The following is a 20,323-nucleotide window of genomic DNA, read 5'->3' as shown; positions in this document are numbered from 1 at the left end:
GATATTACTTCAGCAACTCGTTGTATAAACTGTAATCATCAGAAAGTAATTGTTCTACAGTTGGTGTAAAAAGAGATTTTTGTAAAGAATCGGCATGCCTTAAATGGTGCATATCCGAGCCTAAAAAATCAATCATCATATTTTCAACTAAATTTTCTGCAACCTTTTGGGCTTGCTTGCCATAATGATTACTTAAAGAAATGGTATTTAACTGAAAATAGCAACCGTATTCTTTTACTTGCTGATAGCTTTCTAAAGAAGCATATAGATAAGGATAACGCTCTGGATGCGCTAGAATGGGTTTATAACCTTTATCATTCATTTTTTGAATAACATCTTTAAGGTTATTTGGGTAATTGATGTAAGAAAGTTCAAATAAGAGGTAATTATCTCCTAGAGTGAGTAAATTTCCGGCATCTAGTTTCCTTTCAAAAGTTTCGTCAAGATAGTATTCAGCAGCAGCTTCAACAGGTATTTGGATATTTTCCTTTTCTAGCTCTTCTTTAAGCTCATCAAGAGCTTTACGGATGGTATCAGGCGTATTCCTATAATAATCTGCCATGATATGTGGCGTTGCTATTAATTTGGTAAAACCCAAATCCATTAACCTTCTAACCAACATGATAGATTCTTTTACTGTTGGTGCACCATCATCTATACCAGGTAGGATATGCGAGTGCATATCCACCTGAATACGATTAAAATTATATTTTGCTTCTTTCTTCTTTTTAAAAAACGAAAACATTAACGGTTTTGATATTGGTCTTCATAGTAATGCTGATAGTTACCCGAAGTTACATTATTTAGCCATTCTTCATTAGCCAAATACCAATCAACAGTTTTTTCTAAACCTTCCTCAAACTGCAAGCTTGGCTCCCAGCCTAAATCATTCTTTAGTTTTGTAGCGTCTATCGCATAACGTAAATCATGTCCGGCTCTATCAGTAACAAATGTAATCAGTTGAGCCGAGGTACCTTCTGGTCTGCCCAACTTCTTATCCATTACCTTACATAAGGTTCTTATTAAATCAATATTTGTCCATTCGTTATGTCCACCAATATTGTAAGTAGAACCTGTTTTGGCTTTATGGAAAATTACATCAATAGCTCTGGCATGGTCTTCTACCCATAACCAATCTCTAATATTTTCGCCTTTACCATAAATTGGAATAGGTTTATTGTTTTTGATGTTATTGATAGAAAGCGGAATTAACTTCTCTGGAAAATGGAAAGAACCATAATTGTTTGAGCAGTTAGAGATTACACAATCCATACCATAAGTATCATGATAAGCTCTTACAAAATGGTCTGAGCTTGCTTTAGAAGCAGAGTATGGTGAATGCGGATCGTAAGCTGTTTGCTCTGTAAACATTTCTGTGCCTTCGCCTAAAGTTCCATAAACTTCATCTGTAGAAACATGGTAAAAACGCTTGGTATTATAAGCGCCTTTCCAGCTATTTCTAGCAGCATTTAACAAGTTTACAGTACCAACCACATTAGTCATCACAAACTCTATGGGGTTGGCAATAGACCTATCAACATGAGATTCGGCCGCTAAATGGATAACAGCATCAAAATTTTCATTAGTAAATAAGTTATTGATAAACTCAGCATCAACAATATCTCCCTTTACAAATTTGTAATTAGGCGATTGTTCAACGTCTCTCAAATTCTCTAGATTACCAGCATAAGTTAATTTATCTAAATTAACAATTTGATAGTTTGGATAAGTATTTACAAAACGTCTTACCACATGTGAGCCGATAAAACCAGCACCACCTGTAATTAATATTTTTTTCATTCTTTAGTTGTTAGTTGTTAGTTGGTTAGGATGTTTTTCTAACAACCTAAATACCCATACCTAACAAACTTATTTAAAACGGATTATTCTTTATGTATTTCTCCCATTCCCAAGCAGATTTCATCATCTCTTCAATCCCTAAGTCTGCTTTCCAGCCAAGTTCTTGAGTAGATTTTGTAACATCGCCATAAACTTGTTCTACATCACCTTCTCTTCTTGGGCCTATCTGATAATCTAATTTTTCTCCTGTTGATTTCTCAAAAGCATGGATAATTTCTAGTACCGATGTTCCTTTACCTGTACCAATATTATAAACCTCGTAATTATCAGCAGATTTACCAGACTCCATTCTTTGTATAGCTGCAACGTGTGCTTTTGCCAAATCTACTACATGGATGTAATCTCTTATACAGCTACCATCAACAGTATTATAATCATTACCAAAAACGGTTATTTTACCTCTTTTACCTATTGCAGATTGCGTAATAAAAGGAACTAAATTTTGAGGAACCCCAATAGGTAACTCGCCAATAAGTGCAGATTCATGTGCACCAACCGGATTAAAATATCTTAAAGCAACAATGTTATAATTTTTATTTACTGATGCTGTATCTTTTAAAATTTCTTCTGCTACTTGCTTGGTATTCCCGTAAGGAGATTCTGCTTTTTTAACTGGCGCTGCCTCTGTAACAGGTAAAACATCAGGCTGACCGTAAACTGTACAGCTAGATGAAAAAACAAAATTGATAGCCTTATCTCTATAAGCATCAAGCAAATTGATAAGCGAAACAAAGTTATTTTTATAATAATCTAAAGGCTTCTGAACAGATTCTCCAACAGCTTTATAGGCTGCAAAGTGTATGATACCTGTGATATCTGGATTTTCTGCTAAGAAAGCTTTAGTTTTAGCTTCATCACATAAATCAAATTCATGAAATTCTGGTTTATAACCGATGATTTTTTCTAATTGGTCTAATATTTTGATAGATGAATTAGAAAGGTTATCTACAATAACCGGAGTATAACCTGCATGATGCAGTTCTACTACGGTATGTGAGCCTATAAATCCGGTACCACCGGTTACAAGAATTTTATTTGCCATTTATTTTTTATTGAAAGTAGTAAAATCTTTGTGGTCTATTTTTTCTAAAGCCTCTTTTGATAGCGATTTAAAATATTCGTATGTTATTTTTAAACCTTCTGTCCTATTCACTTTAGGTTCCCATTTTAACAGTTCTTTTGCCTTCGTAATATCTGGTCTACGTTGCTTAGGATCATCCTGTGGCAATGGTTTATAAATTACCTTTTGCTGTGTACCTGTTAGTTTAATAATTTCCTCTGCAAACTGACCAATCGTAATTTCATCTGGATTTCCGATGTTTACTGGATGAGCGTAATCAGACATCAACAATCTGTAAATACCTTCTACCAAATCATCTACATAACAAAATGAACGAGTTTGTGTACCATCACCAAAAACAGTTAAATCTTCTCCTCTTAAAGCTTGTCCTATAAATGCTGGCAATACTCTACCATCATTTAAACGCATTCTTGGACCATAAGTATTAAATATTCTTACAATTCTGGTTTCTACGCCATGGAAAGTGTGGTAAGCCATCGTCATTGCTTCTTGAAAACGCTTAGCTTCATCATAAACGCCTCTTGGCCCAACCGGATTTACATTACCCCAGTATTCTTCTGGCTGTGGATTCACTGAAGGATCACCATAAACTTCTGAAGTAGAAGCAATTATAATACGAGCTTTTTTTACTCTTGCTAAACCTAATAAATTATGAATACCTAAAGAACCAACTTTTAAAGTTTGGATTGGGATTTTTAAATAATCAATAGGGCTGGCCGGAGATGCAAAGTGTAAGATATAATCTAAATCTCCAGGAACATGCACAAACTTAGAAACATCATGGTTATAAAACTCGAAGTTTTCTAACTTAAACAGATGTTCTATGTTTGATAAATCTCCGGTTATCAGGTTATCCATCCCGATAACATGATAATCTTCTTTGATAAATCTATCACATAAGTGCGAGCCTAGAAATCCTGCCGCTCCGGTAATTAATACTCTTTTTCTAGTTGCCATACTTATGCTTCAATAATTTTTCTTCCAATACTGTTGTAATAATAACCTAAGTCTATCATTTTTTGTAAATCATAAAGATTTCTACCGTCAAATATCACTTTAGACTTTAAGTTTTTCTCCATCAACTCATAATCAGGGTTGCGGAAAAGTTGCCATTCTGTTGCTATAACTAAAGCATCAGCGTCTAGTAAAGCATCATAAGGATTTTCAGCAAAACTGATTTTATTTCCTAACAAACGCTCTACATTATCCATCGCTTCTGGGTCATAAGCCACAACTTCAGCACCAGCTTTTAGTAACTCATCAATAATATACAAGGCTGGAGCTTCTCTGATATCATCAGTCTCTGGTTTAAAAGCTAGGCCCCATAAAGCAAATTTCTTTCCTTTTAAATCCCCTTTGTAATAGCTCTTCATTTTTTCAATGATTTTAATCTTCTGTACCTGATTTACGTCCATTACAGATTTTAAAATCTTGAAATCATAATTATATTCTTCTGCCGAAAGAGCTAAGGCTTGCACATCTTTAGGGAAGCAGCTACCTCCGTAACCTATTCCTGGAAATAAGAATCTCTTACCTATACGAGCATCAGAACCTACACCTTTTCTTACCATATCAACATCGGCACCAACTAATTCGCATAAATTAGCAACCTCATTCATGAAAGTAATTTTGGTAGCTAAGAAAGAGTTTGCTGCATATTTAGTAAGCTCTGAAGAACGCTCATCCATAAAAATGATAGGATTACCAGACCTTACATATGGCGCATAAAGTTCTTCCATCAATGCTTTAGCTTTTTCACTTGATGTACCAACTACCACCCTATCTGGTTTCATAAAATCATCTACAGCAACGCCTTCTCTTAAAAATTCTGGGTTAGAAACAACATCAACCTCTATAGAAGTATGTTCTTTAAATACTGCTTTCACCTTATCTGCCGTACCAACTGGAACCGTAGATTTTGTTACGATAACTTTATAATTATCTATAATACCTGCAATATCCTTAGCTGCTCCAAGTACAAAGCTTAAATCGGCTTTACCATCTCCACCTGGTGGCGTTGGTAATGCTAAAAATATAATAACTGCATCTTTAATGGCTTCTGCAAGGTTAGTTGTGAATTTTAAACGACCTTGTTCTATATTTCTATGAAACAAAATATCTAGACCAGGTTCATAAATAGGCATAACACCTTCTTTCATTTTTTGAACCTTTTCTTCTACAATGTCTACACATGTTACATTATTTCCTGTCTCTGCAAGACAAGTTCCGGTTACTAAACCTACATACCCGGTACCTATTACGGCTATCTTCATATTATGGCGGAAATTATTACCTTTAAATCAAACTTCAGGCGAAGTTAATCAATACAAAATTAAATGCCCTCAATATATAACATTGGAATAAAATTTTATTATTTATTCATACTTTTTGCATCTTTTTTTAACGATAAGGCAAAGAAGTGGATTGATGGAAGAAAAGACTGGAAAGAAAAGTTTAAAAATTCTGAGATTACTTCATCAATTTGGTTTCATTTTGCTTCATTAGGCGAGTTTGAACAAGGTAAACCGCTTTTAGAAGCTGTTAGAAATCAAAATCCTCAGCAAAAAATAGTTATAACATTTTTTTCTCCATCAGGCTATGAGATTAGAAAAAACTCGCCTTTAGGAGATTATATCTTGTATTTGCCACTAGATACAGCAAAAAATGCTCATGAATTTATTCGGATTTTTAAACCCTCAATGGCGTTTTTTAATAAATACGAATATTGGTATCACTTTTTTAAAGCCTTAAATAAATATCAAATTCCTTTATATGTAACATCAGCTATTTTTAGGCCTCAACAAATCTTCTTTAAATTTTATGGAGGTTTTAATAAGCAAATACTTAGTTATGTAACGCATTTCTTTACTCAGAATAAAGAATCTGGCGATTTACTTTCAAGTATAGGTTTGCATAATTTTACTTTATGTGGCGATACAAGATTTGATAGCGTAAATAATTTAGCCCAAAAAGTTAAAGAGCTTCCTTTTGTTAAAGCTTTTAAAAATGAAAGTAAATTACTAGTGGCTGGCAGCACATGGCCTGATGATGAAAAACTTTTGGCTCAATGGTTTATGAATCAACAAGACAACTGGAAAATACTGTTTGCACCTCATGAAATAAAACCAGAAAAAATAAAAGCGCTACAACAATTATTTAATGATAGAATGGTGATTAAACATTCCGAAATTGCTGATTTAGACACATTAAAGAATTATAAAATACTCGTAATAGACAATATTGGTATGTTATCTTCTCTTTACCCTTACGGGGAGATTGCTTACATAGGTGGAGGTTTTGGCGCTGGTATACACAACACTTTAGAAGCTGCCACTTGGGGCTTACCCATTATTTTCGGACCAAATTACCAGAAGTTTCAGGAAGCTAAAGACCTTATTAAACATGAAGCTGGTTTTAGTATCAAAAATCAAGAAGAGTTGAATGCAGTACTAGCTAAACTTACGCAAGACGAAATTTACTGTGCTAACAGTGGAAAGAAAGCACAAGCTTATGTAAAAGAGAATATTGGAGCTACAGCTTTAATCATGAAAAAAGTTTTTGGCTAAGCTTTAATTCGCTCATCAAAAATAAAGGGGGCTGCTTTTAACAATTTTATTGCCTTAAAATCAGGATGTTTTGGATTTAATAAGTAATTAAATTCTTGAGGAATTATTGATGAAGGCACTTTTAAAATAGCTGTTTGCTGGTTTATCAACCATTCGTTGCCCAAAAGTTGAGTTACTGGGATATTTTCAAAATGATGCCATTTGCTAGGTAGCTCATCATTAGAAATTTCTTTTTGAGGCAAATCATCAGGAATATCTATATATAAAACTTTAAATAAAGCGTTTAAGCCAAGTTTATTCCGATGTACCACGTTTTCTAAACAAGCCAAAGAGATAGATGAAGCCGTATAAATAACATGGCTATCATGACTATTCCATCTGGCAGCCCTCCCAGAAGAAAGTAAAGCATCTGCAAATGGCGCTAAAACAATTCTGTAGACCAACATAGATTTTAACTAGGCTAAATCACCGTAGGCTATACGAATAAGCTCTTCTTCTATGAGGTTTATACCAGTAATGGTATCCATAAGATGAAAAGGCGTTTGGTTTCCTAAACCATAAGCCGGTAAATTTAACCACTGATGAAAAGCCTCTACAGAACCAAAAACCTCAATACCTTTATTAAAAAGAGCAAAAGATTTGATGAGCTTTTCACTTAAAGCAGCATCTAGTTTTAAACCTTGAACAGCATGATTTTGTATGGTTTTAACGGTGGTTTTAAATGCGCTTTGAAACTCATCATAAGTAAAACCAGAAATATTTAGAAAATCTAGCGCAGCATTTGCACTTAAACCCTCTTTAGAATTTTGCAATAAAGCAATAGGATTAACAGACATTTTTTGATACACCGCAATAGTTTCCTGAACCAATTGGTTGGTTATATCATCATGAGGATTGACGCTGTAATTTTTTGGCTTTTTTTTGACTGTTTTCATAAGCTTAACAAAAAGAATAATCTAATATATGAAATTTTTCTTTTTATCAAAGAAAAATTTCCTGATTATTAATTCTTGTTAAGTATGATATCTTCCAAAGCATCTATCCAGGCCGGATTATCGTTTAAGCTTTCTACTAATTGTACTTTCTCGCCACCAAGTTCTTCAAACTCTTCTTGGTACTCATTTGAGATTTCAAATAGCGTTTCTAAACAATCTGCCACAAAAGCAGGGCATAAAACTAAAATTCTTTTTACGCCTTTGCCGGCTAATTCTTTCAAAACATCGCTGGTATAAGGTTGCATCCAAGGATCGTTTCCTAAACGAGATTGAAAGCATAAAGAGTGCATATCATCTGATAAATTAAGCTCTTCTGCAATTAATTTAGCTGTTTGGTGGCATTGGGCCGAGTAACAAAACTTATTATTCTCTGTTAAGGTCTTACAACAATCTTTTACTTTTAAACAATGTTCACCAGAAACATCGGCTTTACGCATATGTCTTTGTGGCACTCCGTGGAAACTAAATAAGATGTGATCCCAACCTTCATCTAAATACTTTCTGGTATTGTCTGCAAACACTTTAATCATACCCGGATGATCATAATAGCTATTTACAAAGCTTATAGAAGGTATTGCTTGCCATTGGCTAACAATTTCCATGACCAATTGATGAACAGAACCAGTAGATGCCGAAGCATATTGAGGGAATAATGGAATAACTTTAATGCTATCTACTTTGGCTTGTTTTAATCGCTCAAGAGCATCAGGAATAGAAGGAGATTGATAACGCATAGCTAATTCTACATGATAATCTTCGCCCAATCTATCGGCTATAGCGTCTCTAACATTATTACCATAAATTAAAAGCGGTGAACCTTGTTCGGTCCAAATTTCTTTGTAAATTTTGGCTGATTTAGGCCCTCTAAACGGTACAATAATACCTTTAACTAATAAAGTTCTTAAAACAGGATTAATATCTATAACCCTACCATCCATTAAAAACTCATCTAAATATTTTCTAACATCAGCAGTTTTAGGACTATCTGGTGTTCCTAAATTAACCAATAAAATTCCCTTTTTTCCCATTCCTGTTTATATATGATTTGCTTTATCTTTTAAAATCCATAATAGCCACCAAGGTGTACCCGGCGAGTCGTGATGCTCGTAGTGATAACCAAAAAAGTAACAACTTATAAAAGCTAAAAAATGATTTCTTGTTTGAGATCTTGATTGATGTTTATTATCATGTTCTCCTTTATGAGGTAAATAGGTGCCGAAGTAAAAAAGTTGTAAAGTGCTTAACAAAGATGGAATTACCCAAAATAAAACAAGGTTTACTTCGTCAAACCAAAGTTTTAAAACATTAAAAATAATAGCCATAATAACTATTTGCCACCAAGTAATGTACTGTGTTATGAAATGAAAATACCACTGAAAGAAATTACCATGATGGTAATCAGGGTCATCATGAGAATGTACATGACTGTGATGTAAATGATGTTTGGCATTTAAAGCTTTAAAGGGAAAAGCTGCATATAGAGCGGTACATATTTGCCCAATGGCATTGTTTACCCTCTTATTAGCGCTATAAACTGTACCATGCATAGCATCATGTGCGGTAATAAATAAACCCGTATATAAGTGTGCTTGGATGAGGATAAAAACATAAATAAGAGGATTAGAGAAATTAACCTCAAAATTTAAGAAAAAAGATAGTGAACAAAACCAAAAGGCTATGACAAGCAAAGCAATAAGCAAACCTTTATAAGATTTTTTATTCACGATATAAAAATTTAGTATGTCTCTAAAACCTTCTTCACGTCCTCCATTAACCACATTGGGGTAGAGGTTGCACCACAAATACCAATTTTATCTCCAGGGTTAAACATCATAATTTCTAAATCTTCTGCCTTACTGATGAAATAAGTAGCTGGATTGTTTTTGCGGCATACTTCGTACAAAACCTTTCCGTTTGAAGATTTTTTACCCGATACAAAAACAATTTTATCAAACTTCTTAACAAAATCTGGTAAGTCTTTATCGCGGTTAGATACTTGTCTACAAATGGTATCATTAGCCTTTACCTCGTAACCTTTAGCAATAAGCTCTTCTTTAATTTGGTAAAATTTCTCTGTAGACTTTGTTGTTTGGCTATATAAAGTGAATTTTTGCGGAAGTTCTACATCTTCCAATTCTTTTATATCTTGAAAAACCAAAGCTTCATTATTGGTTTGACCTTGCAAACCAATAACCTCAGCATGACCATGTTTGCCAAAAATCAAGATTTTCTCATCAGCATCATGTGTGGTTTTGATACGATTTTGCAATTTTAAAACCACCGGGCAAGATGCATCTATTAAAGTGATATTATTTTCTAGTGCAACCTTATACGTTTCAGGCGCCTCGCCATGTGCTCTTATAAGAACTTTTTCGTTTTTAAGTGTTTTAAGATCCTCATTATCAATAATTCTTAGGCCTTTAGCTTTTAAGCGTTCTACCTCTTCATCATTATGAACAATATCTCCTAAACAATATAAATAACCATCTTCTTGTAGTATTTCTTCTGCCATATCTATGGCATAAACTACTCCAAAACAAAATCCAGAATCGCTATCAATGGTTACTTGTAAATTATATTTCATGGTGCAAGATAATCAAGCTTTTATGCCGTAAAATTAGGCAAATTCTTGTTTAAAAAATTTAAAAAAACATCAAAGCTCTGCAATATTTAATATGGCAAAAAACACAAACTGACTTATGAATAATACCAAACCAACCGGATTTGTTTTCTTAAAATCTACCGCATAGTAAAATCTTAGCAACAGGAAAGAAACTATATACCAACCTACATAATTTTGAAAAGGCACATTGTATCCTTCCCAGCTCCAGTAATCATGCTGAATGGCAACTGGTTCTATTAAAATATCAGTGGCAACTAAAAAAACTGCACCAACTAAAGATTTTATGGTGGGTTGATGTTTAAATTTTCTCTTTAAGTAAGAACCCATGGAAAAAACCATGATAAACCAATTTACCCCTATCATTAAAGGTATATCTGCCAGTTTAAAACCCAATGTATTCCCATAGCTATATACGCCAAATATTTTTCCGGTACTTACACCAATAAGCTCTACTATATATCCTGCCACTGCAACTGTTAAGGCAGTAACCCAAAAGTTTAAGCTAAATTCTTTTTGGTTGATAATTAAAATACCTGCCATTAAAAGTAAATGAAAGGGCACTAAAGACAGAAACAACTCATACAAAGCAGGAACTAAAAAACCTATTAAACCCACTATGTGGAAAACGATAATGAAGATAATAGAGAGTTCCTTTTTACCTAATCTAAAATTCATATGCTTACTTTACGACCTTTCCAGGTTACTTTATTTGTGATTTTTTTTCTAATGGATTGAAATGAAACTAACCCCAATGATAACATTTGGATGGGATGAAATAAAATATTGATGATTGGTGATTGGCCAGAGAGTAGGGAAATCATTAATCTACTTAATAAGATGAGTGTACAACAGAAAAAAAACAGCTGCGAATTCAAGTAAAACAAGATTAAAACCGGCCCTAAAAGCACTAAAAACAAATAAACCAACAAACCCGGTATAGAATTCCCAAAACCAGATAACATGTTTTTAGAAAAACCATTAATTGCATCATTATAACCTTTATACATACGGCAAAAGATATACCCATTTGCTAATAAAGCCTCACCAACAAGCTTTTCCTGTTTAACACGCTTCATAATCTCAACATCCTCTACTACCTGCTCTTTCACTTGTTTATGCCACTTATATTCGTGGTAAGTTGTAGCATTAAACATCATAAATTGCCCACTAGCAGCAGAAAAAGCAGGATTTTTTGATAGAAAAACTAACCTTAACGGCAATAAGTTAAGTAGGATATAATGCATCATAGGTACAACTAACTGCTCGCCACGGGTTTTCATGGTTTGGTTGGTAAATAAACTTAATAAATCAAGCTTATTCATGTGCATTCTATGTATGGCGCTATTAATAAGACCGTCTTTCACCAATTCATCAGCATCTAAAAAAAGTAAATATTTGCCTTTAGCATGTTTAGCTAATTGATGACAAGCAAAGTTTTTCCCCAACCAACCTTGTTTTAAAACCTCGCCTTTTAAGGTATGAAAACGAGCATCGGTTTGGGCAAATGCTTCACAAATCTCATAGGTATTATCATCAGAATTATCATCTAAAACATAAACTTCTATGTGCTTGTAGTCTTGTTGTTTAAGTGATTCTAAAAGCGGTAAAATATCTCCGGCCTCGTTTCTGGCGGGTATGAGTACCGAAACCAAATCTTGATAATGCTTTGGACTAGCCGTTAATTTTGGATTAGAAATAAAATTAAATAGCGTAACCGTAAAGCGCAAAATCAAAAAGAAAAATATGATATAAAACAAGATCATCATTTACACTACAATTTTACTTTGCTGGCCTTTAGCATCATCGTAATGCTTATTAAACTCGTTTTTGATAACTTGTAAACTTGTATATTCTTGAGCTTGCCATTCTTTTAAGTAAATAGAAACAGAGGGCTTTCTGTTTTGAAAATAATCAAATAAACTTACTGCGAAAATGTATTGAAATTTCTTACTCGCATGTTGTATGATATGAAGCAAACCTTTCTCGAAACCTATACTTGACACATGGTTAGAAAAGAGCTGACCTTGAGGGAATATCAATACCAAATTATTTGGATTTTCTAAAAGTTTGGCTGCATATTGTAACGAGTTAACCACACTTCTAGACTGTTTTTGAACACTAAAAGCACCCAAATATTTCATAAACCAAACTTTTTTGGCTGTATCCTCAATAATCATGACATGGAATTTCTTTTTAAGGTAAATTTTATTGAGGTAAAAAAGTAAGAACCCATCCCACCAACTACAATGGTTTGCTAGTAATAAAATTGCCTTATCGTTGTCGACATCAATCTTGTTAAAAGAAACAGATGAAAAATCTTTCTTGATGATATATTGAATATACCAGGAGAAAAATCTATGAATCAATCTGTTTTCTTTTGGTGTTACCATAGCTTACTTGTAAAATTAGTTTTATTTTCTTGATATCAGCTTGTTGACGGTATCATTTCACCAACTATTTTGGCTGATAACAAGGCCAAAGGAATTCCACCCCCGGGATGTACGCTTCCACCTGTAAAATACAAGTTCTTAATTTTTGATGAGAAATTGGCGTGACGTAAAAATGCCGCAAACTGGTTATTAGAGCTTGTACCATACAAAGAACCTTGATAAGAAAAACTTTTAGATTCTATAGTTCTTGGGTCTAAAATGGCTTCTGTAACAATCAACTCATCTAAATTTATCTTTAAATTTTTATTAAGTTTTTTAATGATGTTTAATTTCGCTTTTGCGATTAAAGTATCCCAATCTTGCCCAATGTTATTGGGTACGTTTATCATGGTAAACCAATTTTCGCAACCTTCTGGTGCATCATCAGCTTTAAGCTTTGAGGTGATATTGATATAAACAGTTGGATCATCATCAACAGCTTTTTCTTTAAAAATGGTATTAAACTCTTTTTGATAATCATCGCTAAAGAAAATATTGTGTAATCCCAGCTCTTTAAACTGCTTTTTAACTCCCCAATAAAAAATAAGTGCCGAGCTTGATCGCTCTTGCTTTAATATTTGCTGTGGCTGCTTCTCGTCTTTTAGCAGGTTTTTATAAGTAAAATACACATCCATATTAGAGACAACAACATCTGCAAAATGCTTTTTTGCATTGATAATGATGCCTTTTGTTTCCTTATTTTCTACTAGAATTTGTTCAACATAGCTGTTATAATGGAATTTTACGCCTAGTCGTTCTGCTAAATTTACTAAACTTAGGGTAATATCAAACATGCCCTTTTTTGGAAAATATGCTCCAAAATGTTGCTCCAGATGAGGGATAACATTTAAAGTAGCCGGTGCTTGGTAAGGATTAGAACCATTATAAGTGGCATATCTGTTTGCATATTGAATCATTTTTTTATCACTAAAAAATGATTCATTTGCCTTAGCCATACTTCTAAAAGCATCTATTTTAGGTAATCTTAAAACAGATTTTAGTGTAGGGATATTTAAAAAAGTAGCTAGTTTATGTAAAGACTTCTCTAAAAAAACATGATTGGTAATCTCGTAAATCTGTTTGCTTTTGGCTAAAAAAGTAAAAATTTCTTCGCGTTTAGAAGTGGTTTTAGCGGCTATTTCATCAGCAAACTTCTCAACATCTGCCCAAGCAGTTAAATGTGTACCATCATCCCAGAAATAACGACACACTTCGTCTAGTTTTTCGTACTGAAAATAATCTTGAGGCAACTCACCAGCCAATTTAAAAAGCTCTTCTACATATTGCGGCATGGTAAACAAGCTAGGTCCGGCATCAAACCTAAAACCATCTTGTTCAAATTCTGATAATTTCCCTCCTGGATAGGCATTAGACTCGTAAACATCAACTTGATAACCTTTCAAAGCTAACCTTACAGCACTTGCAATACCTGCTATACCCGCACCAATAACTATTGCTTTAGACATGATATCATTACTGTTTATTTTTTAAATTGTTTTAAAACTGTGGATTTTTAAACAAATATTATTAATATACAGATAACTTTTAGTTAAAATCTTCCGTAAAAAAACATTATACCCAATGCTATGGCTAAAGTATACAACAAACTACACGCAGTAAAATTTCTAAAGAAAAGCTACAGTCTTAAATTCCTGTTCATCTCTTTTATAGGGATACATATTCCTTTAATAGGGATTATAATATTTCTTTTAAGTACCGATGCTGGACTGGAAAAAAGCACCCTTATCATCATCACTTTAATTTTAACACTAGTTGCAACGGCCTCTACGCTTTTTATTCTAAATAGCCTAATCAAACCGCTTATATATTCAAAAAATGCGCTTCAAGATTATATTTCTGAGAAGAAACTACCTAATTTACCCACACACTACAAAGATGAAGTTGGTGTATTAATGCAACTTATCCAACAAAACATCTTACAATTGGATAGCTTACTAAAAGAAAATCAAGAGATTACAGCACTTTTATCGCACAATTTAAGAGCACCACTTTTGCAAATTAAAGGCTTATGTAACGTTTTAGAAATACAAAAAACAGAGAACAAAGATATTGTAGATAAAATTGATGATATTACTAGTACTCAACTCAAAAATATTGATGAACTGTTACTCAATTTAAAATACCATCATATAGATGATGAGACAGAAAATAAAGCTGTTGATTTAAAAAAACTCGTCAAAAAAACTATAGAAGAGGTAAAAGCAGAGGCATCTAAAAAAGATATTAAAATTGAAGAGCACTTTTGTGCTGAAGATGCTATAAACCTCACTAACGAGCATAAGCTTGGCTTAGTAATACAAAATTTATTAAGTAATGCCATAAAATTTTCATACCCTAAAGGCAATGTAATTGTAGCATTACAGCCTTATCAAAACAAGTTTAAAATAGAAGTAAAAGATCATGGACTTGGTTTCACACCCGATTTAGCTAAAAAACTCTTTACAAATTCTGCATCTGTAGGAAGAAGAGGAACTAACGGAGAGCCAACTATGGGTTTGGGGTTAAACCTGAGTAAAAAAACTATTGAACAAATGGGTGGTAAATTAAAAGCTCATAGCGATGGTGAAAACAAAGGTGCAACTTTTAGCTTGATTATTTAAGTGAGTTTAAAAGCGTAAAAATCTTTTGCCTAATGGCTGATGTTGAACCGTTATAATTATTTACCATTATTGAAAAGCATTTGTCTTCATGGTAGCCTGTATAGCATAAAACATCGCCTATGGTACCACTTTTCATTTTCATATTGTTATAAACCGGAAAACTGTTAAGGTAAGCATTAAACCATTTTTCCTTTTTTGCCGCTAGTAAAACATCAACCATAGTTTTAGATGTTACCCGGTTTGCTGGGGATAAACCACTAGCATCATATATGTTTAAACTTGCGCTAGCAATACCTTTATTTTTCCAGAAGTCTTTAATGAATGTTATACCTTTTGCTATGCTATTATCCGGAGACATTAGCCTTAATAACTGCTCACCGTAAAGGTTTAAGCTTTTTTGGTTAAACTGATAAATAATATCAGAAAGCTTAGGAGACTCTATGCTTAACAAAATTTTTGTTGTCTCTTTTACGGCAACAGCCTGTAATTGAAGTCTCCTGCCGGTATTGTAGCCAGATGATTGAATACCGTTTTTGTTCAAAAAATCATAAACATCATAAGCCATGGCTAAAGCAGCATCTGGCAAAGCAAACCTGATGGTTTTCTTAAGATTTTGTGCATAAGTACCTCTTAAATAAATAAACTGGCTGTAAGACGATGAATAACCATAAACCTGATCGCCAGAGCCAACAGCACCAGTACTTACTTCATTTACCAATTGTAAAAAAGGATAAAGCTGCTTTTCGTTAATGATGCTAACCGGCTTCCCTATAGTTGTTGATGGACTGAAATTAACATCAAACTCGTTTTCACCCCAACAAACCGCACTGGTAGAAGCTCCGTAATAATTGCCTATATCTTGCCAAATCCATCCATCTGGTAAAGATTGTGAATCCCAAATGGCATCATCAGCGATGATTTCTCCTGTAATTTTCTTAATTCCCGCTTGTTTAAGAGCATCTAAAACTCTAGCATAAATAACAGTTTTGGTTGTTGAGGCATACCTATCGCTACCCAAAGTAGGGTCGCCACTACCTTTAATAATGATATTACCTTGCAAAACACCATTATTTACAACACCGTTGTAACCAATTTCGGTTCTAAACCGATAATCTTCTCCCAAAATACTTAAAGCAGTTGCGGCCGTAATAACTTTTAATGTGGAGCCTGGGACCATCCCCAGTTGTGGTTGTGCAGAAAAAATAGAAGTATTATGAGTTGTAGAAGCAACAAAAAAAGAAACTGAGGCGTGTTTCAATTGCTCATCAGCCATAAATTTTTGATAGGCTACTTGTATTCTTTGATTTAGTGTTTGGCTATAAACATTTGAATACAAAAAGATGCTTAAAGCAAGGAGGATATTTTTCATCACAGTGAAATTAAAAATTATCATCCATTAAAATAGAAAAAGGTCTAAAACAAAAGGAGCGAACTTTTTAAGTTCGCTCCTATAAGTGTATCTATATAAAAAATTAACCTATTAACTTTTGGCTATAAAGATATTCTGCAATTTGAACTGCGTTGGTAGCAGCACCTTTTCTTAAATTATCAGCAACGCACCACATGTTTAGGGTATTTGCTTGTGATTCATCTCTACGGATACGTCCTACTAAAACTTCATCTTTACCGTGTGCATCCATTGGCATTGGATATTTAGCATTTGCAGGGTCATCAACAACAATAACACCACTTGTAGCCGCTAGCAACTCACGAACTTTAGCTAAATCGAAGTCTCTTTCAAACTCAATATTGATAGACTCTGAGTGGCCACCCATAACCGGTATTCTTACAGTTGTTGCAGTAACTTTAATACTGTCATCGCCCATAATTTTATTGGTTTCTTTAATCATTTTCATCTCCTCTTTGGTGTATCCATTATCTTGGAAAACATCAATCTGAGGGATAACATTTAAATCAATTGGGTAAGCATAAGCCATAGGACCATCAGTAATGCCTTTACGCTCGTTCATTAATTGGTCTACAGCTTTAACACCAGTTCCTGTTACAGATTGGTATGTAGAAACTACAACTCTTTTTATTTTATACTCATCATGCAAAGGCTTTAAGGCTACAACCATTTGTATGGTAGAGCAGTTAGGATTTGCAATAATTTTATCTTCTTTAGTTAAAACAGATGCATTAACTTCAGGAACAACCAATTTCTTGGTTGGATCCATCCTCCATGCAGATGAATTATCAATTACTGTAGTACCAACAGCAGCAAATTTTGGTGCTTGCTCTGTAGAAGTACTACCTCCGGCAGAGAATAAAGCAACATCTGGCTGCATGGCAATAGCCTCATCAACAGTTACAACCTTGTACTTCTTTCCCTTAAAATCAATTTCCTTACCCTTGCTTTTTTCTGAAGCAACTGGAATTAATTCTGTAACTGGGAAATTGCGCTCTGCTAATACTTTTAACATCTCCGTACCTACTAGGCCGGTTGCGCCTACAACTGCAACTTTCATTTTTTTTAAAATTTAATACTAACTTTCTATTGTTTAACTATTTTGTGAAAATTTTGAACGCCAAATATGAGAAAGATTTTACTATTTTTTCTGATTATATTCTACAAAAACACTTTTGCACAAATAAATGATCTATTTTCTGACGGTAATTTTACTAATAACCCAACTTGGATAGGACAAGATGCTAATTTGAACTTCATTGTAGTGAATGAGCAGTTACGCTCTAATAATACTACTGCTAATGCCAGCTTTTCTTTGGCTACAGAAAACACCAAAGCTTTAGGCTGCACTTGGGAGTTTAATTGTGTGCTACAATTTGCCACATCTGGAGCTAATTATGTTGATGTTTACCTCATTAGCAATACATCAGACCTTAGAGCTACAAATATTAATGGCTATTTTGTAAGAATTGGTAATACTGCTGATGAAATTGCACTTTATAGAAGAAGTGGTACAACTGCTACAAGTACTAAAATTATTGATGGTAGAGATGGCCTGGTATCAAGCTCAACTAATAATAATTTCAAAATTAAAGTAAGTAGAACGGCTAATGCAATATTTAACTTAGAAAGAGATAGTACTGGAACCGGAAATGCTTACCGCTCTGAAGGAACAGTTACTGATAATACGTTTACTACTACTAACTGGTTTGGCTTTTTAATTCAGCAATCTACAGCTACATTTTTTCAAAAGCATTTTTTTGATAATATCATAGTACAAGATTTGGTTGTTGATGTAAATCCGCCAGTATTAAATACCATTATACCAGATTCAAATAAAATCACTCTAAACTTTAATGAAGCTATTGCAACAACAGAAGCCAGTAATCGTTTAAATTATCTGATAAATCCTGGGAATATCATCCCGGCAACGGTAAATGTAAGTGGTAGTACAGTAGTCTTAAATTTAACAAACAGCTTAAACACTAATAGTTACAGCATTAGCATCAATAATATTAAAGATTTGAGCGGTAACGCCATCACCAACCCTATCAACAGAAATTTCAATTACAGAAGACCTTATCGGGCTAGAGTTAATGATGTTGTGATTAATGAAATATTTGCCGACCCATCGCCACAAATAGGCTTACCTGCGGTTGAGTTTATTGAGCTCTGGAATCGTACTACAGAAAACATCCCATTAAATGGATATAAGTTTAGTGATGCTACTACAACTTTCAATTTTACAGGAGACACGCTAAAAGCTAATGAATATTTAATTCTTTGTGCCCGGCCAGATACTACTTTATTAAAACCGTTTGGGCGTGTTTTAGGGATTTCCCCTTGGCCATCGTTAAACAATACGTCAGACCAATTAAGCTTTTTTAATGATGTTAATACATTAATCAACCATGTAAATTATAGTGATACTTGGTATAGAGATGCAACAAAAAGAGCTGGTGGCTGGACATTAGAAATGATAGACCCTTTAACAAGTTGCAAACCATCACAAAATTATTCGGCCAGTATAAACCCCATTGGCGGGACACCTGGCGCACAAAACAGTATTTATTTAAGTAACAGAACAGTAAATCCGCTATCAGCAAATAACGCAACAATGAAAGATAGTGTTACCGTTTTGGTAACTTTTAACCGTGGATTAGATAGTTTGCAAGCATCTATCAGAACAAATTACAGCTTAAATAATGGCTTAGGAAACCCGCAAAGTGTTAGCCTTTTGGCTCCAGATTTTTCACAAGTAGAACTAAAATATCCAGCTCCGCTAAGTAGAAATTTAACTTATACACTTACGCTTTCTAACATTGCAGATTGTGGTGTAAGTACCATTAATAACCAAGCGCTTTCATTTATCTATCCGGGCGTATTAGAAACTAAGGATTTTGTTGTTAATGAAGTTTTATTTAACCCTAAACCTGGAGGAGTAGATTTTGTAGAAGTATATAATCGTTCTGATAAAATTTTAGATTTAAAAGATTTAAACATTGCTAGCCTCAATACAGAAAAAGACTCTTTAATTAGTATAAGAGCAGTAAGTACAGCTACCATATTAGCAGAACCCGGTAGTTATTGGGTGCTTACCACCAATCTAGATCAGATTAAAACAGCTTATCAAACTTTAAATCCTTCTCATTTTGTGCAGATGACTAGTATGCCTGCTTATAATGATTCTGAAGGTGTTGTTGTATTGTTAGATAAGAATAACAAGCGCATAGACCAGTTTAATTATGATGCTGATATGCACTTTGAACTATTAAGAGATGTTGAAGGCGTTTCATTAGAAAGGGTATCAGCAAACGAGGAGACTAATAAACCGGGTAATTTCAAATCGGCCACATCAACAGTAGGTTATGCAACACCTGCTTATCAAAATTCTCAAATGCCAAACAATATCGTTACAAACGAAGAACTTTCTCTATCAGGAAAAAGCTTTTCGCCTGATAATGACGGCTTTGAAGACATTTTAACCATTAACTATAAATTACCCAACAGCGGTTTTGTAGCTAAAATTTCTATTTTTGATGATAAAGGTCAACTGGTAAAAAAACTGATTGAAAATCAAAACGTTTCTGCTGAAGGTAGTTTTACTTGGGATGGACTAAATGAAAATAATAACCTTTTAAAAACAGGTATTTATATTGTTTATGCCGAGTTTTTCGACTTAAAGTCTGAAATTAAAAAGTTCAAAAAGGCCGTGACTTTAGCCTCAAAATTAAATTAAA

Annotated in this window: 19 protein-coding genes; 3 read left to right on the top strand and 16 right to left on the bottom strand. The window is 33.8% G+C overall.

The features are described 5' to 3' along the window. Nucleotides 1-4: 4 nt before the first annotated feature. From GJJ64_RS12250 to GJJ64_RS12230, 5 genes are all read right to left on the bottom strand, one after another. Nucleotides 5-745: a tyrosine-protein phosphatase gene (locus GJJ64_RS12250; protein ID WP_154288071.1), complete on the bottom strand. Its 741-nt coding sequence runs from the start codon at nucleotides 743-745 to the stop codon at nucleotides 5-7. Then, nucleotides 745-1,800: a dTDP-glucose 4,6-dehydratase gene (gene rfbB, locus GJJ64_RS12245; protein ID WP_154288070.1), complete on the bottom strand. Its 1,056-nt coding sequence runs from the start codon at nucleotides 1,798-1,800 to the stop codon at nucleotides 745-747. Before rfbB ends, GJJ64_RS12250 begins: the two co-directional genes overlap by 1 nt. Before the next feature lie 73 nt (nucleotides 1,801-1,873). Further along, nucleotides 1,874-2,902 (bottom strand): UDP-glucose 4-epimerase GalE, encoded by a 1,029-nt coding sequence (gene galE, locus GJJ64_RS12240; protein WP_154288069.1) that lies wholly within the window; start codon nucleotides 2,900-2,902, stop codon nucleotides 1,874-1,876. Next, nucleotides 2,903-3,898: a UDP-glucuronic acid decarboxylase family protein gene (locus tag GJJ64_RS12235; RefSeq protein ID WP_154288068.1), complete on the bottom strand. Its 996-nt coding sequence runs from the start codon at nucleotides 3,896-3,898 to the stop codon at nucleotides 2,903-2,905. A 2-nt stretch (nucleotides 3,899-3,900) separates the two neighbouring features. After that, the gene (locus GJJ64_RS12230; protein WP_154288067.1) at nucleotides 3,901-5,214 is read right to left on the bottom strand and encodes a UDP-glucose dehydrogenase family protein; all 1,314 of its coding nucleotides are present in this window, start codon (nucleotides 5,212-5,214) and stop codon (nucleotides 3,901-3,903) included. Between the two features lie 63 nt (nucleotides 5,215-5,277). On the opposite strand from GJJ64_RS12230, the gene GJJ64_RS12225 reads away from it, so the two are divergent. Then, nucleotides 5,278-6,507 carry a 3-deoxy-D-manno-octulosonic acid transferase gene (locus GJJ64_RS12225; RefSeq protein ID WP_154288066.1) on the top strand — a complete coding sequence of 410 codons (1,230 nt, stop codon included), beginning with the start codon at nucleotides 5,278-5,280 and terminating at the stop codon, nucleotides 6,505-6,507. On the opposite strand, the gene GJJ64_RS12220 is transcribed toward GJJ64_RS12225, so the two are convergent. From GJJ64_RS12220 to crtD, 9 genes are all read right to left on the bottom strand, one after another. Beyond that, nucleotides 6,504-6,953 carry an RES family NAD+ phosphorylase gene (locus GJJ64_RS12220; RefSeq protein WP_154288065.1) on the bottom strand — a complete coding sequence of 150 codons (450 nt, stop codon included), beginning with the start codon at nucleotides 6,951-6,953 and terminating at the stop codon, nucleotides 6,504-6,506. The genes GJJ64_RS12225 and GJJ64_RS12220 overlap by 4 nt on opposite strands. Nucleotides 6,954-6,962: 9 nt before the next feature. Then, nucleotides 6,963-7,442 carry a type II RES/Xre toxin-antitoxin system antitoxin gene (gene parS / locus GJJ64_RS12215; RefSeq protein WP_154288064.1) on the bottom strand — a complete coding sequence of 160 codons (480 nt, stop codon included), beginning with the start codon at nucleotides 7,440-7,442 and terminating at the stop codon, nucleotides 6,963-6,965. A 68-nt stretch (nucleotides 7,443-7,510) separates the two neighbouring features. After that, nucleotides 7,511-8,530, bottom strand: a complete 1,020-nt coding sequence (gene hemH, locus GJJ64_RS12210) for a ferrochelatase (protein ID WP_154288063.1) — start codon at nucleotides 8,528-8,530, stop codon at nucleotides 7,511-7,513. 6 nt (nucleotides 8,531-8,536) lie between these two features. After that, nucleotides 8,537-9,226, bottom strand: a complete 690-nt coding sequence (locus GJJ64_RS12205; RefSeq protein ID WP_317162933.1) for a fatty acid desaturase — start codon at nucleotides 9,224-9,226, stop codon at nucleotides 8,537-8,539. Nucleotides 9,227-9,237: 11 nt separating this feature from the next. Continuing rightward, the gene (locus tag GJJ64_RS12200; RefSeq protein WP_154288061.1) at nucleotides 9,238-10,086 is read right to left on the bottom strand and encodes a 4-hydroxy-3-methylbut-2-enyl diphosphate reductase; all 849 of its coding nucleotides are present in this window, start codon (nucleotides 10,084-10,086) and stop codon (nucleotides 9,238-9,240) included. 69 nt (nucleotides 10,087-10,155) lie between these two features. Then, nucleotides 10,156-10,800, bottom strand: coding sequence for a carotenoid biosynthesis protein (locus GJJ64_RS12195; RefSeq protein WP_154288060.1), 645 nt, complete (start codon nucleotides 10,798-10,800; stop codon nucleotides 10,156-10,158). After that, nucleotides 10,797-11,891 carry a glycosyltransferase gene (locus tag GJJ64_RS12190; protein ID WP_154288059.1) on the bottom strand — a complete coding sequence of 365 codons (1,095 nt, stop codon included), beginning with the start codon at nucleotides 11,889-11,891 and terminating at the stop codon, nucleotides 10,797-10,799. The genes GJJ64_RS12195 and GJJ64_RS12190 overlap by 4 nt, the downstream gene beginning before the upstream one ends. Next, complete coding sequence (locus GJJ64_RS12185; RefSeq protein WP_154288058.1) at nucleotides 11,892-12,515, bottom strand: lysophospholipid acyltransferase family protein; 624 nt, start codon at nucleotides 12,513-12,515, stop codon at nucleotides 11,892-11,894. It abuts the gene before it with no gap. Nucleotides 12,516-12,550: 35 nt separating this feature from the next. Next, entirely contained in the window at nucleotides 12,551-14,020 is a 1,470-nt protein-coding gene (gene crtD / locus GJJ64_RS12180; RefSeq protein ID WP_154288057.1) for a 1-hydroxycarotenoid 3,4-desaturase CrtD, read from the bottom strand. A gap of 120 nt (nucleotides 14,021-14,140) precedes the next feature. Here crtD and GJJ64_RS12175 point away from each other — a divergent pair, with 120 nt between their 5' ends. After that, nucleotides 14,141-15,175 (top strand): sensor histidine kinase, encoded by a 1,035-nt coding sequence (locus GJJ64_RS12175; RefSeq protein ID WP_154288056.1) that lies wholly within the window; start codon nucleotides 14,141-14,143, stop codon nucleotides 15,173-15,175. On the opposite strand, the gene dacB is transcribed toward GJJ64_RS12175, so the two are convergent. Together dacB and GJJ64_RS12165 are read right to left on the bottom strand one after the other, a co-directional pair. Next, entirely contained in the window at nucleotides 15,168-16,544 is a 1,377-nt protein-coding gene (gene dacB / locus GJJ64_RS12170) for a D-alanyl-D-alanine carboxypeptidase/D-alanyl-D-alanine endopeptidase (RefSeq protein WP_154288055.1), read from the bottom strand. The two genes, GJJ64_RS12175 and dacB, sit on opposite strands and share 8 nt — an antisense overlap. Nucleotides 16,545-16,647: 103 nt before the next feature. Next, nucleotides 16,648-17,643: an aspartate-semialdehyde dehydrogenase gene (locus GJJ64_RS12165; RefSeq protein ID WP_154288054.1), complete on the bottom strand. Its 996-nt coding sequence runs from the start codon at nucleotides 17,641-17,643 to the stop codon at nucleotides 16,648-16,650. Between the two features lie 66 nt (nucleotides 17,644-17,709). Between GJJ64_RS12165 and GJJ64_RS12160 the strand changes: the two genes are divergently transcribed. Next, the gene (locus tag GJJ64_RS12160) at nucleotides 17,710-20,322 is read left to right on the top strand and encodes a lamin tail domain-containing protein (protein ID WP_154288053.1); all 2,613 of its coding nucleotides are present in this window, start codon (nucleotides 17,710-17,712) and stop codon (nucleotides 20,320-20,322) included. The last annotated feature ends 1 nt before the right edge of the window (nucleotide 20,323 follow it).

The organism is Pedobacter puniceum, assembly GCF_009674685.1.
In the GTDB taxonomy this organism is placed as follows: Bacteria; Bacteroidota; Bacteroidia; order Sphingobacteriales; family Sphingobacteriaceae; genus Pseudopedobacter; species Pseudopedobacter puniceum.
Note: the sequence above shows the minus strand (reverse complement) of the source record. Positions and strands in the feature narration are given on the sequence as shown.